12 protein-coding genes are annotated in these 16,384 nt (G+C 49.1%); 4 read left to right on the top strand and 8 right to left on the bottom strand.

The features are described 5' to 3' along the window. The first annotated feature begins 84 nt into the window (after window positions 1-84). Complete coding sequence (locus tag LW808_001685) at window positions 85-582, top strand: type II secretion system GspH family protein (protein UPA28760.1); 498 nt, start codon at window positions 85-87, stop codon at window positions 580-582. Window positions 583-636: 54 nt separating this feature from the next. Here the strand turns inward: LW808_001685 and LW808_001680 are convergent, their stop codons facing one another. Beyond that, window positions 637-1,209, bottom strand: a complete 573-nt coding sequence (locus LW808_001680; protein ID UPA28759.1) for a hypothetical protein — start codon at window positions 1,207-1,209, stop codon at window positions 637-639. A gap of 2 nt (window positions 1,210-1,211) precedes the next feature. After that, on the bottom strand, window positions 1,212-2,618 hold the full coding sequence (locus LW808_001675) for an HD domain-containing protein (protein UPA28758.1): 1,407 nt from the start codon (window positions 2,616-2,618) through the stop codon (window positions 1,212-1,214). 130 nt (window positions 2,619-2,748) lie between these two features. On the opposite strand from LW808_001675, the gene gmk reads away from it, so the two are divergent. Together gmk and LW808_001665 are read left to right on the top strand one after the other, a co-directional pair. Beyond that, complete coding sequence (gene gmk / locus LW808_001670) at window positions 2,749-3,384, top strand: guanylate kinase (protein ID UPA28757.1); 636 nt, start codon at window positions 2,749-2,751, stop codon at window positions 3,382-3,384. 13 nt (window positions 3,385-3,397) lie between these two features. Further along, the gene (locus LW808_001665) at window positions 3,398-3,961 is read left to right on the top strand and encodes an RsmD family RNA methyltransferase (GenBank protein UPA28756.1); all 564 of its coding nucleotides are present in this window, start codon (window positions 3,398-3,400) and stop codon (window positions 3,959-3,961) included. Here the strand turns inward: LW808_001665 and hemW are convergent. Continuing rightward, on the bottom strand, window positions 3,958-5,085 hold the full coding sequence (gene hemW / locus LW808_001660; protein UPA28755.1) for a radical SAM family heme chaperone HemW: 1,128 nt from the start codon (window positions 5,083-5,085) through the stop codon (window positions 3,958-3,960). The two genes, LW808_001665 and hemW, sit on opposite strands and share 4 nt — an antisense overlap. A gap of 26 nt (window positions 5,086-5,111) precedes the next feature. On the opposite strand from hemW, the gene LW808_001655 reads away from it, so the two are divergent. Continuing rightward, window positions 5,112-6,116, top strand: coding sequence for a hypothetical protein (locus LW808_001655; GenBank protein UPA28754.1), 1,005 nt, complete (start codon window positions 5,112-5,114; stop codon window positions 6,114-6,116). Here the strand turns inward: LW808_001655 and acpS are convergent, their stop codons facing one another. From acpS to serS, 5 genes are all read right to left on the bottom strand, one after another. Then, on the bottom strand, window positions 6,117-6,500 hold the full coding sequence (gene acpS / locus LW808_001650; GenBank protein ID UPA28753.1) for a holo-ACP synthase: 384 nt from the start codon (window positions 6,498-6,500) through the stop codon (window positions 6,117-6,119). 131 nt (window positions 6,501-6,631) lie between these two features. Further along, window positions 6,632-12,262: an autotransporter outer membrane beta-barrel domain-containing protein gene (locus LW808_001645; protein ID UPA28752.1), complete on the bottom strand. Its 5,631-nt coding sequence runs from the start codon at window positions 12,260-12,262 to the stop codon at window positions 6,632-6,634. 152 nt (window positions 12,263-12,414) lie between these two features. After that, window positions 12,415-13,758, bottom strand: coding sequence for a UDP-N-acetylmuramoyl-tripeptide--D-alanyl-D-alanine ligase (locus LW808_001640; protein ID UPA28751.1), 1,344 nt, complete (start codon window positions 13,756-13,758; stop codon window positions 12,415-12,417). Further along, window positions 13,755-15,083 (bottom strand): RNA polymerase factor sigma-54, encoded by a 1,329-nt coding sequence (rpoN, locus tag LW808_001635; GenBank protein ID UPA28750.1) that lies wholly within the window; start codon window positions 15,081-15,083, stop codon window positions 13,755-13,757. Before rpoN ends, LW808_001640 begins: the two co-directional genes overlap by 4 nt. Window positions 15,084-15,106: 23 nt before the next feature. Then, window positions 15,107-16,384 (bottom strand): serine--tRNA ligase, encoded by a 1,278-nt coding sequence (serS, locus tag LW808_001630; GenBank protein ID UPA28749.1) that lies wholly within the window; start codon window positions 16,382-16,384, stop codon window positions 15,107-15,109.

Here is a 16,384-nt window from a genome sequence, read left to right as displayed (position 1 = left end):
GCAGGAAATTTCCTGTAAAATGTAAAAAAGACTTGTTTCCGGCGCCGAATAGCCTAGAATGCCCGCAGGTTGAAAGGAATATTTATGGATATACGTAGGACGAATGGGAAAAAAGGTATGACGTTAGTCGAGATCTTGATCGTGATCGCGCTGATCGGCGTCTTGGCGGGTGTGATGATGAGCTCGCTCGGAAGCATCCAAAACAGCGGTAAAGAAGGAGCGGCGAAGATATTTTGTCAATCGACAGTCGCCAATGCGATTTACTCATACAAGACAACAAAGGGAATACCTCCCAAAGATATGGCCGCACTGACCGAATTTTTCGGCGGCAAGGAACCTCTTGATCCATGGAATAATCCCTACGGTATAGCGCTTGACTCAAAGAGCAACATTTTGGTTTGGTCAAGTTGCAATAACGGTCCTGCGGAGGAAGCGAACATCACGGATTTAGGCTTTGCGAACCCAGGCGCTGGCGTGTACACGAGTGCCCAAGTCGAAGAGATCAACAAAGGTAATATGGCTGATGGCAGTACCATCCCGAGCGATCGACACAAAATCGTGGCTGGTTTCCACTCGAATTAATTTTGTTTTTCTTGTTTCATAGGCAGGAGGCGCGCGCATGAGCGCGCTTTTTTGTTAGGCCTTGAGTAGAAAAATGTCATCTGTAACACGAAAGAGTGCGATGAAGTGTTTGAGCAGCACAGCAGTCGCAATAGCATCGTAGACTGCGCGATGGAATTGATCAGCAGCGAAAGAAGTCGCTCGCATATGAGCATCGAGCTCTGGTTGTAACTGAAAATGGCGAATTAAATCGCCGACTTTATAGCTACGCAAGCCTCGGATGTAAGATTTGTACAGTTTAAGTGTATCAATCCATGGGCCCCAGGTAAGGGTATCACCAGATTGAATGCCAGGAAAGGGTTGATAGCACCGGAGTAGGCGATCTTCGGTCACCGCATGGTGGGCAGCGAAGTATCCACTTTTTCGTCGATCTACAAAGAGTGGCAAATAGGTGCGGAATGACGCTTCGTTTTCATTATCGGGAAATCGCGAATGCCATTGAACACGAGCGCTATTTTCGATGGGCCGACAGAGCGCGCCGGTAACGCCCTGAATTTTGTTATCTTTTAGAGTTGCGGCCCCGAATTCGACGATGCCATATTGGAGGTTTCCCTCAAAATCGATAACATGAATCGGTGAAAGTCCCATCCCTAGACGGAAATGGACGAGCGCTCGGTTTCGGGGTCGGATTGCATTGGCTGGGCCAGTGATAACTTGCGAACGTAAGCAAGCCCATCCTCAAGCGTATCGAAATCACCGTTGAGTTGCGCAAAATACGCCTTCATCAAAATCCGCGAATACGATTTACTGGGCACGATACCGATGGATACGAGATGCCGTCCCTGGACGATTGCTTTCGGGGGCGCTTTGAGGATCCCTAATTCCTTTGCCCGGGAATAAAGCCAATTGCGGATTGCTTCGTTGTGATCGACGCGTCCGTAGCAGTCGCAATAACCTACGAGGGCCAAAAGGTCGAGTCGACGGACGTTATACGCAAGCCGACGCAGATCGGCGTCTGAGGCGTTGCGTTTGAAGAACCGGCGTGGCTCCATGTGATATTGGACGAGCGTGAGGGCTTGGATCATGATCTCTTTGGGAACGCCAAGCCGCTCCATAAAATTTTTTGCCGGAAGAATGCCGATGATCTCATGCCAGTAGGCGTGTGTCCCTTTTTCGTCCTGAAAGGTTGTCGTTGCTTTCCCGAAGTCGTGGCACAGAAGCGCGAATCCCAGCGTCAGATCATCATTTCGGTTATGCGTCCGGCAATGCGCAAAAGCATCAAGAACGTTGCAAATATGTTGATAGGCGTCTCCCTCAGGATGTCGAATCGGGTCTTGTTTGAGACCGATCATCGTGTGGAGTTCTGGGAAAAACTGTGACCAACCGGTAGCTTTGAGGAAACTCAGTCCTTTTGAAATGACTTCCCCTTGAAGCAGTAACTTGACGAATTCCTGGTAAATCCGATCTGCGGAGAGGTATGCGGGCGAAAGCGTCTGGCAGAGCGCAACGGTTTCTGGCGCTGGTGTTAGGTCAAACCGTGCACAAAACTGCATGCCACGGAGGACCCGTAGCGGATCTTCCACGAAGCGTTCACTGGTATGGCGCAAAACTTTTTGCTCTAGATCTCGACGACCATGAAAGGGGTCGATGTAGTTGTCATTTTCGAGGTCGTAGTAGATCGAATTGATCGTAAAATCACGGCGCCGAATTGCCTCTTCAATGGGTAAATCAGGGTCCTCATGAACCTGAAAATCGGTATGGGTATCGCCGGTTTTAACCTCTCGACGAGGAACCCCAATGTCGATATCCAGTTGACGGATTTTTAAGATTCCATATGACTTGCCGACAAGATCGATTGCGTAACGGGGGCGACAGAGATCAATAATTTGTTGCGAAGAGAGGCCAAAAACCTCGAGGTCAAAATTCGCGCTCGCCCGGCCTAAAAGTGCGTCACGGACAAAGCCACCAACCAGGTAGCAGTGGCCCCCAGCACCACGGAGCAGATCAATAATCGCCGCTAAATCGTGATGACTTTGAATGACGGCGCGCAAATCCATATCTGGAGTGAAATTAATTTTAGGCGGTATGGCAAGTTCGTTCACGTCATGTTGTACGGCTGACACCACGACGTTTAAAAAAACACAAAAATAATCTTGAACCGCCCTCAAAACCTCTCAGAAGGGGAGCGTGAGCTTCGGTAGGGTTTTCATCGTATCGGGCCCTGCAGGTGTCGGTAAAACGACAGTTTGTAGGCGCCTACTCGCGGCGAATGCGGAGTCATTGCGGCGGATTGTAACGGTAACGACGCGGCCGCCACGGCCGGAGGAGCGGGAAGGGATCGATTATTTTTTCATCGATGAACCGACCTTTTTGCACTACATTGCCGAAGACAAATTTTTAGAATACGCGAATGTCCACCGGCGCTATTTTTATGGGACGCCCATCGGGGCTGTTTTTTCAAATCTCCGGCGTGGAATCGATTCGTTACTAATTGTCGACATTCAGGGAATGCGCCAGGTACGGAAGCGACTACAGGGGTTGGGTTGTGTAACAACAATTTTTCTCATGCCTGAGCACTTGGGTGTTCTTGAAGAACGCCTACAGCAAAGGAATTCTGAGAAAGAGGAGGACATTCGTGCGCGGCTACGGTCTGCGGAAATGGAAATTCGCTGTGCCCAGGAATATGATTACGTCATCGTCAGTGGTACTCGTGATGAAGATTTTTGGTCGATGCAACAGGTATATAGCGGCGAACATAGCCGCTTCCGGACTGCCGTTCGGCCTTATACGACTGAAAAGTGGCTTCAATTGACCGCATTATAAGCGGATTCTGACGATGCGAATTACGGGGGGCATTGCACGAGGGATTCGCCTCAAAACGATCGATGAGGATACGCTGCGGCCGGCAACGGATTATTTACGGCAGGCAGTGTTTTCTTCTCTTGGTGAGCGCGTTATCGGGCAGCGCTTTTTAGACCTCTTTTCCGGCGTTGGTGGATATGGCCTTGAGGCGTGGAGTCGAGGTGCTCAAAGCGGAATTTTTATCGAAAACAACACAAAAATCGCACGCGTTCTAGAAGATAATATCACGACGATCCAACGGCAGCTAGAAACGAACGTGAATTGTCCGGTTTGGTATTCCGATGCGATGACGGCAAATGTCGGCGAGACTTTTGGCCTCATTTTTGTCGACCCTCCCTACGCACTAGCGCGGGCATATGGTTCGGCGATGCTCACACGATTTGCGCAGTACCTTACTCCGACGTCGCAATCACGCCTCGTCTTTGAGATGCCAGTAGATATCGAGTTGCCACCACCTCCAGGATTGAAAGCAGTGCGCCGCTTTGCGAAACGTGGAAAAAATAGTCCCGCAGCGGTCATTTACGCACCCGACAGTTAATCAACTCGGCAAAAAATTTCCCGTGTAATTGCGTCGCAAAGCAATCGGCCCTTTGGGGTTAATCGAAGCTGTTGTTGCTGTAATGTGGCGAATCCACGAGGTAATAATTCTTGCTGCGCATAGTCGCTGACTAGGGCGGCATGTACATTATCATCAAGATAGACGCCTTCCGTCGTACGAAGTCCAAAAATAATTCGGTCAAGTGCGAGCATCTCGGGTGTAAGTTCAACGATATCAGTTTGCTCAGGTTTGTAATGAGAAACCCCTTGCGACCAACGTTCAAGGTCTGCGACATTGGTGTAGCGCCGGGAGCGATATTGGCTGCTGGCAGAAGGACCGACACCGATCCAGTCACCCATACGCCAGGTGTTGAGGTTGTGTAGCGATTCGAATCCGGGGCATGCGAAGTTCGAAATCTCGTATTGCTGAAAGCCATATTGGGGGAGAGTTGCGCAAATGAGTTCATGGAGGCCGCTATCGCGCACCTCGTCGGCACCATCACCGTACTTCTGCATCATGGGAGTTTCTGCTTCGTACGTCAGGCAGTAAGTTGAAATGTGTTCCGGTTTTAATGCAACCGCGTCGGCAAGGTCTTGTAAAAGTTGTTTCCGAGTTTGTCCAGGTGCTGCAAATATGAGGTCGAGACCGACATTTTGAAATCCGACTTGGCGAATCATCGTATATGCCTCTCGCACAACTTCAGGTGTTTGACGCCGCCCTAAAGTGCGGAGTATTTTTAGCTGAAAACTTTGAATCCCCATCGAGATGCGATTGACGCCCGCATCATACCAATGCTGTAACTTTTCTTGACTAATGGTCGAAGGCGCGATTTCGACGGTCCATTCCTTTGGTTCTTGATGCAGTCTTTGGTGAATGGTATCAGCGATTTGGTCGATGGCAAAAATTGGTAAAATCCCTGGTGTACCACCGCCAAAGTAAATGCTGTCAAATGCACGTGAGTCATCGATTTGTGAAATTTCCTGGCAAATCGCTGTAATATAGCGTTCAAGAGACGATTTTGTCGGCCGCTCTTTGTAAAAAGCGCAGTACGCACACGGCACGGCGCAAAACGGTACATGGACGTACAAACCGAGCGGAGTGTAAAGTTTTCCTTGCGAATTCACAAATCACTCACTACTTTATAGGCCCAATGAATTGGCGCAATTTTCTTTTTACGATGGGTGTGGTATCGCTCGCAGGCTGTGCGGTCGAGGAGGATATGTTCAATATGACGCCGAGTATTATCCCCCAAAATCAGTCGAACTTGTACACGCTAACAATGGCGCTCAAGAATGGCTATGGTGGCCGTCGGAAGTCACCTGAGGACGTTTTGCAGCCCTATGTGGTTGTCGATGGTGAGCGGCGCGAGATGATGCAGCATCCCGATGGCAACAATGTGTTTGTGTACGATTACCACTTCGACGGCATCGGCAAGATCCCGTACTACTACGAGGTTGAGTATGTGACGAGCCGGCGCGGGCGTTCGCGGCAATCAAAAACGAAGCTCTTTTTCACGACGGTGACCAACAAGTATATTTTTGCGCTCGACACGAATCGCGGTCCTATAGGCGCGCGTGTAAGTCTTGTAGGTTGCGGTTTAGCGCAAACCGACCAGGTAATATTCGGCGATCGCGCTGTTGAGTCGGAGTGTCCTTCGACTGGGGCCATCGAGTTTACGGTACCCGCGGTCGACTGTGGTTGTGAATATGAGGTATGCCTTTTATCGAACGGGAAAAAACTTCCAGCGGGGAACTTTTTTGTCGATATTTCAAACCTTCACTGCAGTTCGGAGTCCATTTATTTGCGTCCCGGCGAGAGCCAATTGCTAGTCTTTATGCTCGATAATCCCGCACCCTCAGAGGGCCTGAGCATCAAGGCAGAGACCGATATTCCGGACGACATCATTATGCCGGATATTCAGTTTATGGCTGGTGAGCGTACCGTCAGCGTTAACATCACCGGCGGAGATTATGCCGCGAAGGGGACGCTGGTTTTGAGTGCCGATGGAGTGAAGTCCTTGGAGATTCCCGTTGAAGTTTCAGGGCCACCTCAGTCTCAAATTCCACCGGCGCAGTCTCAGACACCACCATCGGAGGTATCGGCAACACCACCGTTCGATGGCGTCAGTGCTGATAACGATGTTGTTGTCCTGTAGCTAGCGTACCAAAATGACGACCGCCGAGGCAAGTGTCTGAGTGTGTGTAATGGAGAGTAAAGTTTTCTGAACTCCGAGTTCTTGGAGTAGTGTCTTCCCTAAAGAATCATAAAATGCCTGCGGCTTCCCGTGGGCATCATTAGTTGTCGCCACGCTTTTCCAAGTAAACCGCTTTCCAATGCCACATCCAAGGGCCTTTGCGACAGCCTCCTTAACCGCGAATCGTGCCGCGAGAGAAGGGTAGGGGTTCTTTTGTTGAAGGCAATAAATCTGCTCCTGAGGAGAGTAAACCTTATCGAGAAATTTTCGACCGTAGCGCTCATATGCCGCCTGGATACGGGCGATTTCGACGATGTCGTGACCTAACGCGAGAACAGAGCTCATGTGTGCTGTTTGTTGAGGATACGAAAGCAGTCCCGGAGTAAAGCGAAAGGTAAACTCAAAACCATTCAGTGAAAAGCAAGACAGGCCCCGAAGGACCTGTCGCGTTATGAACAAATAATGTTCTCTGATTTTTAGAACGAGTAGGACGCCGAAACGGAGCCTGCGATGTCTTTGAAGTGATCACCCACTTGACCGCGAACACCAAGCGCAATACCGACCGGGCCATACTCCATATTGTAGCTCGCTTGAGCAACAAAGGAGTCACGACCAGAACGATTGCTGTTCTTACCGAGGTCCGCCTTATATGCATCCTTTACCTTGCCTTCCGCATCGAGGATTTGCGTGTTCAAGTGAATAGAACCACCACTAAGCTTGTGGAAGTCACGTTTGTAACCCATCGCAAGGTTCAACAACCCAAATGGGCTATCGTAATCTGCGGCGACACCGACGGTCAACTCAGGCGCATAACGGTTGTACTTCTCAGCGACCCGATTAATCTGCCCTTTGCCGTCGTTAATCTTGATGTCATCCTTGCCGAAGAGAGGATTAATTCCTTCCTTCTGGTGAACATCCGTGAAACTCAAGGAAGCCCAAGGTCCAAGCTTGATACCAACAACATCCCAGTGTTTGTAGGTTGCATCGACATTACCGCTGATCCAGAAGCCCTTCGTACCGAAGTCTGTTGTATTCTTTTTGGTGAATGGATTCTGTACATTCCGCTTTTCACCGAACTTTGCGTGACCTGCCAAGAGCGAAAACTTAATCTCAAGGTCTTGGACAAAGTCGGACCACATGCCGTATATACCACCGAAGTAGGACTTCGTATCGCACTTATCGAGGTAATCACTGGCACCACTCAGCTTGTATTCACCCTTGAACTTGCCGTTCACCTTACCGTAACCTCCGAGGAGACCCAGTGTCCAGTAATTGTTGAGGGCTGCATCGATACCGGCCTCAAATCCATAGATATCGTAGTTCATTTTATAACCACAGACCTTTTGACGAGCGATATCCCCAAAGCCTGAAGCCCAGATGCTGTAATGCGCTGAAGGTTCCAAGAACTTATCGAGATTGTTATACGCTGTACGCCGCGCTGAATCCGCAAGCTGCATTACACCACGCGCATTCTCTTCTGCTGCCGAACGATTAATCGTCTCAAGACGTTTCTTCGCATTTTTTACATCACCTTCGATGAGCTTATCTATCGCTGAGGCAAAGAGCGTTTCCGCTTTGATGTCACCCGCTGCACTCACGGTTCCATCACCATTGGGCGTGAAAGCGACCGCACCGCCGTTCTTAGTACCCTTTCTCCATTTCATTGCGAGCGCCTTGATAATACTAGGAGGGAGACCCTTGGGGTCAAAATCGCTGCCGTACATCCTTGTGAGAAGACTCATATCATCTCGACTGGTAACGTTCTTAAGCACCAAGTCCATACTTCCCACAGCACCTACATAGTTCAGCATAACAGCATTTGCTGTATTGAGCTTGCTTATGAGAGTCTTCGCCGCATCAGGGGATAGCTGACTGAATAATACAATCTTATCAAGCTTTCTCAATACCTCTTCTGCATGATCCGTACCATAGAGCTTTACGAAGTTTTCATCAGATATGACAACTTCCTTCACGTTCTCAACGCCTTCAACGCTACTTTCTGAATTGGTGTTGATCATAGTCCCTAGGAACTGAGCTCCATCGTCAGAAATCGGAGTAATTTCAAACGTTAGAACTGAATCTTTCTTCACGAATTTCAACTTCCCCTGAGTATTTTTCGATGCATCGAATTGTCCAGCGAAGTAAGCATCACCATCAATGGTATAATCGCCACTATCGTGTTGGATCTTACCATTGTTAAGAATCTCTAATCCCTTAACTGTAGTTACCGTGTTGGATAAGACCTCCGCGTCGGAAACAGAGAACTTTCCACTGACATCGAAGCTACCGCCATCGAGTTTCAAGTGACCTTTAGATTTGACGTTGAAGTCTCCGGCGACGGTCGTCTTGCAGCCATCAAGAGAAAACTTGGCGCTATCTAACGCCGCGTCTTCTCCCACCATAACCTCACCTCCAGAGAGTTTCCAATCGCTACCAGACCCGAGCATCAAGCCCTTCTTAAACTCGACTTTGTTGCCATCGGCATTGGTAAAGGAGACTTTGCTTCTCTCCGCACCTACGCCTCCCTCAAAAGTGACATCCACCTTAACGTGCTTCCATTCACCGTTATTTTCAAGTGCAAGATCTTGTTTCCAGGTAATTTCACCGCCGCTAAGGTCAACTTTACCCTTACAGTCGGTAAGATTTCCATCAATCGAAATTTTGGCTTCTGTACCTTTGAGTATACCGCTTTTTTTGAGCTCGAGATCCTTCAAATGAAGTTCTCCGGCCTCATCCAAAGTACCCTCAACGGTAGTAAGTTCCTTCACCGTCATATCACCTGTTAAGTGTTTCAACTCAGTGTCTTTTCCAACGCTAAGCGATTTCACCAAAACATTACCTTCAATCGGGAGGTGGCCCTTGATCAACTTCACTGCCGCCTCGTTTGAAATGAGGATACAACCAAGACCATTTCCTTTTTCTATTCCGGTAACCTTAAGAATCGCCTCTTGAGGTGTCCCGTCGCTTCCGAGAATTTCCAACGCCCCGGGCCCACTAACACGAACACCGTTGACGCCCTTATTGGAATCTAATTCTAGCTGCGCATCGAGCGTCGCCAGCTCTCCCTTTGGATTGAGCGTGTGACGGGTATCACAATCAAGCCTGGCAACTGCATCTGCGTCGCCGGGTTTAATCTCAACAACCCCTGGCAAATTCTCAGGAGCACTCGATCCAACTTCAACTCCGTTGAGCATCTTAGTAGTAATCTGTCCGAGACGAACTGCGGTCCCGGCGAGTGAAAGCTCACTACCATTGCCCTCTGCGCGCAACTGATAAATCCTTGACTTATCACCTTCAACGTAAGGTATCAATTTGATTTCAGAGTTTTGGATGGCAACCTTTGCACCGTCCTTTGCTGCGAAATCATGCTTCTTATCGCTTGATGGTTTGAGCTCTATAACACCTAGTCTGTACGTACTGACAGTCCCCTTATTTTCTACAACAACCTCCCTCACATCAAACGGCACATCCGATCCAACGTTAACTCGCGAACTCTTCCCGTTATTGGCAATGATCTGCTCTGCCCGCAATCCCTGAGGAAATGAATTTTCTCCACCACTCATGGCCTCACTAATATAAGCTACCTTACCGGTAGCATTGTCTCTGAGTAGCGTACCTGCTTGAGCGCCGAGGGTCAAAGTCCGTACATTGACGAATTTATTATGCCAAAAGTTACCATGTAAGCCATCAGCTGCCGTCACTAAATCGATTTTCGTGTTTTTCGTCTTCCAATCGCTATCCGTGGCAGATTCTTTGATAGCACCCTTCACGATAACTGCGCGACGATCCTTATCCTCAATCTTTCCTAAGTCGTTAGTCTCTCTACTGCTATTGGTAAGCCGGTTAATCAATACAACCTTCGTCGAGCCATTATTGCCGGGATTGCCTGTAATAATATCACCAAATGCGACATTTCTACCTATGGCCTGGCGTACTTTGGCCCCGTTTTCATCTTTGTAAACTCCCGACGAGGCATCGAGAACGAGGGTAACATGGGCATCTGCATGATCTGAAACGAGTGCCGTGATTCCATTACCATTTGGTGGCGTGACTCCGGAATTATCATTGTAGTCATTCGTCAAATCGACAATATGAGTTGCGTCGCGCATCGGCGTTCTATCGTTATTAAAAACGTTCGCGCCGTCACCATTCGCGTCGTTTGTGAACTCCGGACGGAAGATTGCGCAGAAACGATCACCCGCTGCGATATTTGCGGGGAACTTAACCTCGAACAACCCACCACTTCCGTGCCTCTGGTTAACCTCAGCCTCGATGCTGTTGAGATCTGTTGCCGTTTGCTGAGGCATGTAAGTAGCTATAGCAGGTGCATTGGTCAAATGTCGCACCCCAAGATCATCTACGAGGTTCGATGTAAACCTCATATCTTCAACGAACTTGCGGGCCGTGTATGTATCCATCGCAGCACCAGCAGCGCCGACAGCCGCGACACAATCAGCCGTCACGTTCAATAAGCCACCATTCGCACTGTCGAGCAACTGGTAAATACTGGTATAGTATCCGGGAAGCTTCGCATCTGGGTGAACGAGCCCCTGCGTCGCCGATGTCGGTTGCAAGTTAGTCGCATCAGGGATTGCTTTCAAAACAAGCTCCGCAAGACGTTGAACCGCCTGAACCGTTGTAGCCCCGTCCAATCCTGGCGCGCCTGCACCTTGATTATTGAGTGCATAAAAAATTTCATGCCCCGCATACCCTGCGTTACCTCCGAGCGCAACTGTTGTAGCTCCAAGATTAGGCAGACCAATATTAGGTTTTGCTACAAAATTCTCCCCTGTGTAGGTCGCGTGTCTATCGGCACTATTGTTGAGAATTTCCTTTAGGAGTGTATCAATCTGGGTCGGACTAACAAACGTCCCCCCTCCAGCTGTCTTCCCGCTGGCCCGATCCTGAACCTGTTGGAAAAGTTCCTTGAATACGGTAAGAATCTTAGTGACATCACTCCGTTCAATGGCCAAACCACCAGCATTGCCTGCTGCCCAGGTACCCTTTGTTTCAATTCCCGTTCCTCCGATGGCTCCAAGTTTGACGCCAGTAGCAACAACGGTATTATCATCGTTGCCGTTCAACAGCTCATGCTCAATCCGCGCAATAGCACCCTTAGCGGGGTCTAAAATCTCATCAGCGTACCAAACCGCGGCGACATTCTTAACGGTGTTTTCCATAGCCGTAATGGCACCCGTTATGGTTCCGTTACCACCACCAGCGATCGATGTGAGTCCCGCATTAGCTTGCGCAACGGGCTGATCCTGAACGGCGAGGTGCGCGAGGTTAGCCGGTTGGGAAAAATGGGCCACGTCTAACGGAGCGTTCTTAAACAAAGTTTTGGCATTCTCGCCCAGGATTTCGATCTCCTTGGCTCCATCGCCACTAAAGTCTGCGACAACATTATGGCCTGCTGCATCAAAAATCGCCGCTGCAGCACTGTTCCCCGCTTGGGTGGCATCTTTCAGTTCAAAGACAACATTTCCCCCTTTAACAGACCGGGTCTCGGTGATGTCCTTTGGTAGGTCACTGTCCTCAAGTTTCTTGAAAAGGACATCAGACAATTTCTTTTGTTGATCCGCCGAGCCTTTCCCTTGCAAGTCAGAACAAAGCTGCGAAAACGCCTTCTTCTCATCATCCTTCCACTCGGTTTTCTGCGAGAGGTCATCGACTTTTTGCGTCAACGCCGCATCCCCATTGGCAATATCTTTCGCGATCTTCAAAGCTTCCTTGGCATCGTTGAGAGTTGTTTTACCAATAGCCTTGTCTACCAAATCAACCGTTCTCTGCGAGCTATCTGTCTTTTTGAACCACGACTGAAGAAGTGTCCCAGCCTCTGCCTTAGTAATGCCCTTGGTGACTACTACCGTCTTAGTATCTGCCTTCGGGGTATTGCCCTTAAGCTCATACTCAACAGCCCTACCATTAGGAGCCGCTTGACCGACTCGCTCAAACTTGACATTTCTTCCGTGATCCCAAGGAGCGGCCGGTGCTGGCGCCGGTGCCGCAGGAGCTCCCGAAACGAAAGACACGCTGCCGAGACCTAACGCTGCCAGCAAGCCATAGCGTGCTACTAGCTGTCCCATTTTTTCTTTTCCTTTTTTCATAACCTTTTTTGTAAAAATATTTTTATCGGCACAAAATACCTTAACTGCTACTCTCTTCGATTCTGAAGGTTTGTCAATATATTTCCCGCTGGAATTTTCATTTTGTACGGATTTTGATGCTCTGGTAATGTTTTCGTGAAACTTTCACAAAGTTAAGCTGATTGCACGAGCTTCCAAAGTGCATAGGTGTGACTCCCTTTGATAAAAACGGGATTATCGCTGCTGTCGAGTATTTTTAGAAGGTGTGGCCGCACCTTCTCCACAGATTCGAAATAGGCCACCCCAATCTCCGAGGGAAGCGCTCGGCAAAACGCCTTCATTTCGGGGCCAACGGCAATAATCGTGTCGCCTGTATGATTCTTAAAGTAATCCGCCAGTGCCTGATGTTCGCGTTTCTCCAAAACTCCGAGCTCGCGCATACCGCCCAGTACATAAATTTTACGGCCATGGTATTGCTGATCGAAAAAATCGAGGGCGTCGCGCATCGCTGCTGGGTTGGCATTGTACGCATCAAGGTAGACCGGATGGCCTCGAAACGTAAATGTCTCGCCGCGGAGTGCGGTCGGGCGCCATTGCTGTACGCGTTCTTGCAAAACTTCGTCCGAGATTCCGTGAAGTTTCGCTACCGTTGCTGCGAGTGCAAAATTTTCGATCTGTCCGTGGGGTATTGCCGGTAAGTAGAATTTTTTTGTCTCAAAGCAGTTATTAGAGAGAATAATTTCTATTGCTGGTGATTTTTTTTCGATCGTAAGGCGTGTATAGTTACAAGATGATGGAAAATTTTCGACCTCACCGACGAGGGTCAGCGAGGCATCCGGTGCCGGGAGATTTTTTTTCAACAAAGGCCAGCATTTTGCCGCAATAACACAGGGGCGTTGCCGTTGCAACATATACGATAAAATTAGCGCCTTTTCAGCAATTAGTTGTGGAAAATCCTGAAACTGCGAGAGATGAACCGGCGCAATTCCAGTAAAAATGGAACAATCTGGGTCGAGGAGTTTGATGATCGGCGCCATCTCGCCGGGACGGTCGATGCCCGCTTCGAGAATCCCAAAGCGTTCCTGATCCATCTGACTCAGGGAAATCGTGATACCCAAAATATTATTGAGGTTTTCGGGTGTCGCATAAGCCATCGGTCCGAAAAAGCGGCGTAGAAATTCTTTGGTTGAGGTCTTGCCGTAACTTCCAGTTACCGAAATAATGCGATATTTTTGGCGGTGCTTTTTGACGACTTTTTGCGCAAATTCCAGTACATTTCCGACCTGGATCTGCGGAAGTGGAATATTGGGGTTGGGATTTTCAACAATCGCACAAGCGGCGCCCGCTTGTAACGCCTGCGTTAAAAATTCATGACCGTCACGCTGTCCCCTAAGTGCGAGAAATCCATCGCCCGGCGTTAGCGTTCGCGCGTCGTTCCAGAATCCACGGATAGTGTCTGGCAAAGTACCAAGGATTGCCAGATGAGGGACCGATAAGAGTTCGTTGGCAGAGATCATCGCGTTGCCTGTGGAAATATTCTACGCACGTGAGACGTCGGGATTCCGAGCTGTTGCCGATATTTTGAAACTGTACGCCGGGCGACCGCAATTCCCTTTTTTTGTAAATTTTTAACGATATCTTCGTCCGTTAACGGATGGAGCGACGACTCCTGGATAATAAGTTTTTGAATCGCTTCACAAACAATAGGCGAGGGTGCCAGCGAATTTCCATTACCGTGGGTGAAAAATTTTTTCAGCGGAATGATTTGATGTTGCACTTGGACATATTTCTCCTGTGCGGCACGCGACAACGTCGAAGGACTGAGACGAAGTATTTCGGCGACCTGCTTGATGCTTTGTGGGTGGAGTGCGGCTATCCCGTGTTCGAGAAAGTCACGCTGGTAATTTAAAATGTATTGGGCGATCGCCTCGAGTGTTTGTTGCCGCCGTGTTAATGCCCGCATCAGCCACCGCGCTTGCTTAAGATCATTGGAAAGAGCAGGACGCTCAACATCTGAAGCAGAACGTAGACGAATATGGGGTGCACCGGCGACGGTTGCGGTCCAAGGGTCATCAGAGTTTTGGGAAAAAATAATTTCCGGTGTGATTAATTGAGAGGCCTCGTTGCTAAGTGATTTTTTTGGGGAAAAAATAAGTTTTCTCAGCGGCGCTAACCAGTTGCGGAGTGTTTCCGGTGTGCAGCGGTACTTTCGTTGTAATCGTGCAAAGCGGTGATGTAATACATCTTCATACGCCTCGTTGAGCAGACGGATCAGTGGGTGCGTTTTGGGAAGTTGAAGCCGTAAACAGTCCTTGAGGTCAACCGCACCGAGCCCCCGAGGGTGAAGCGTACGTAGAATTTCATACGCCTCTTGGTGAACGGGATTATCACTTACAAATGGTGTTTGTGTTTTTGATTCTAGATGGTTGGCAGGATGGAATCCGAGCGATTGGAGTGTTTCTGGAGATAAAAATCCATCGTCATCGAGGTTTTCAATTAAAAGTTCGAGATATTCGCGCACCTCACCATCGACGTCTGTCAATTGTTCTTGTAACAATTCCTGAAAAGAGGGCGGCTGTGCGATGGCGGCAAGGTAGGCCTGCGAATCCGTTCCTGAGGAAGCGGTGTGGTCTTTTGGCGAAGAGCCATCAGTATATGTATAGTCTTGAGGCGTTTCAGAGGGCGAATCAGAAACGCGCTCGAGTAGGGGATTTTGAGCGATCTCGCGATCGACCCATTGCTCCAACTCAGGGGCGGAGAGCTGCAACACCTTGAGCGACTGTAGCATCGCAGGCGAGGCCTGTTGTGTTTGCGTCTGCTGTAACTCGTGGTGTAGCGACATGTGCCCTCCAGGATGGATTTCCTTTAATGCGATACGATACCGATACGATCGGTTCCGACGAAAGCTTGGAGCACTTCGGGCAGCAACACCGTTCCATCTGCCTGGAGATTGTTTTCTAAAATTGCAGCGAGAACACGAGGTACGGCGAGACCAGATCCATTGAGGGTATGTACAAAGAGTGATTTTCCGGTAGCCCGTTCGCGGAATTTAATCCCGGCGCGACGTGCTTGGAAATCGGTAAAATTACTGCAGCTTGAGACTTCGAGCCAGTGTTTTTGCCCACTGGCCCAGACTTCGAGATCGTACTGTTTGCTGTGCGGAAATCCGATGTCCCCGGTACAAATCGATAACACGCGGTAGGGGAGTTGGAGTTTTTGTAAAAGTCCCTCGGCGTCATGGCGAAGTTTTTCGAGTTCCTCGAAGCTTTGATCGGGGTGCGTCCACTTCACGAGTTCGACTTTATCGAATTGGTGTAGGCGGTTGAGGCCGCGAACATCCTTGCCCCAACTTCCCGCTTCGCGACGAAAACACGGTGTATACCCACAACGATATATCGGAAGATCGGATTCGTCAAAAATCTCGTCACGGAAAAAATTCGTTACCGGGACCTCGGCCGTCGGGATCATATAAAAATCCTCGACCTCGGCATGGTACATCTGTCCCTCTTTATCGGGGAGTTGTCCCGTAGCTGTCGCGCTTTCGGCGTTCACCATAATCGGTGTCATGAACTCGGTGTAGCCATTCTTTTTCGCCTCATTGAGAAAAAACGTTACTAGGGCACGAACGACACGGGCGACGTCGCCGACGTAAAATGGGAAACCTGCACCGGTGACCTTAGCACCGCGTGGAAAGTCGATGAATTTCGAAAACCAGGGAATGTCATAATGGGGGACCGCGTATGGAGAAACCGCTTTTGGATCACCCCAAGTCGCAATGGTGACATTATCTTTTTCATTTTTACCGATGGGAACCGATTCATGGGGGACATTGGGGATCGCGAGATAAAGGGTCTTCCACTGTTGTTCAATCGCCATTAGCTCTGTTTCGAGTTGCTTCACCTCATCCGAAAGCTTTTTAAGTTCCTGAATCTTATTTTGAAATTCCGGCGACTTTTTATCGAGCTGTTTAATCTCGTCACTATGCGCATTTTGGTTCGACTTCAACGTTTCGATACGCGTAATCAACTGACGACGCTGTTCGTCGATGGCAAGAAAAGCATCGATATCGCACGCGAACTTTTTTTTCGCGATCCCGCTTTTAACCGCCTCACGGTGCTCACGGATCCATTTTAAATCTAACAT

The organism is Verrucomicrobiota bacterium (genome assembly GCA_021294815.2).
Lineage (GTDB): Bacteria > Verrucomicrobiota > Verrucomicrobiia > Opitutales > LL51 > LL51.
The sequence above is the reverse complement of the archived record's forward strand: the minus strand, read 5'-3'. Positions and strand labels throughout refer to the sequence as shown.

Coding starts and splice junctions, on each gene's coding strand:
- LW808_001685 (UPA28760.1), top strand. CDS start 85: ATGGATATACGTAGGACGAATGGGAAAAAAGGTATGACGTTAGTCGAG.
- LW808_001680 (UPA28759.1), bottom strand. CDS start 1,209: ATGGGACTTTCACCGATTCATGTTATCGATTTTGAGGGAAACCTCCAA.
- LW808_001675 (UPA28758.1), bottom strand. CDS start 2,618: ATGGATTTGCGCGCCGTCATTCAAAGTCATCACGATTTAGCGGCGATT.
- LW808_001665 (UPA28756.1), top strand. CDS start 3,398: ATGCGAATTACGGGGGGCATTGCACGAGGGATTCGCCTCAAAACGATC.
- LW808_001655 (UPA28754.1), top strand. CDS start 5,112: ATGAATTGGCGCAATTTTCTTTTTACGATGGGTGTGGTATCGCTCGCA.
- acpS (UPA28753.1), bottom strand. CDS start 6,500: ATGAGCTCTGTTCTCGCGTTAGGTCACGACATCGTCGAAATCGCCCGT.
- LW808_001645 (UPA28752.1), bottom strand. CDS start 12,262: ATGAAAAAAGGAAAAGAAAAAATGGGACAGCTAGTAGCACGCTATGGC.
- LW808_001640 (UPA28751.1), bottom strand. CDS start 13,758: ATGATCTCTGCCAACGAACTCTTATCGGTCCCTCATCTGGCAATCCTT.
- rpoN (UPA28750.1), bottom strand. CDS start 15,083: ATGTCGCTACACCACGAGTTACAGCAGACGCAAACACAACAGGCCTCG.
- serS (UPA28749.1), bottom strand. CDS start 16,384: ATGTTAGATTTAAAATGGATCCGTGAGCACCGTGAGGCGGTTAAAAGC.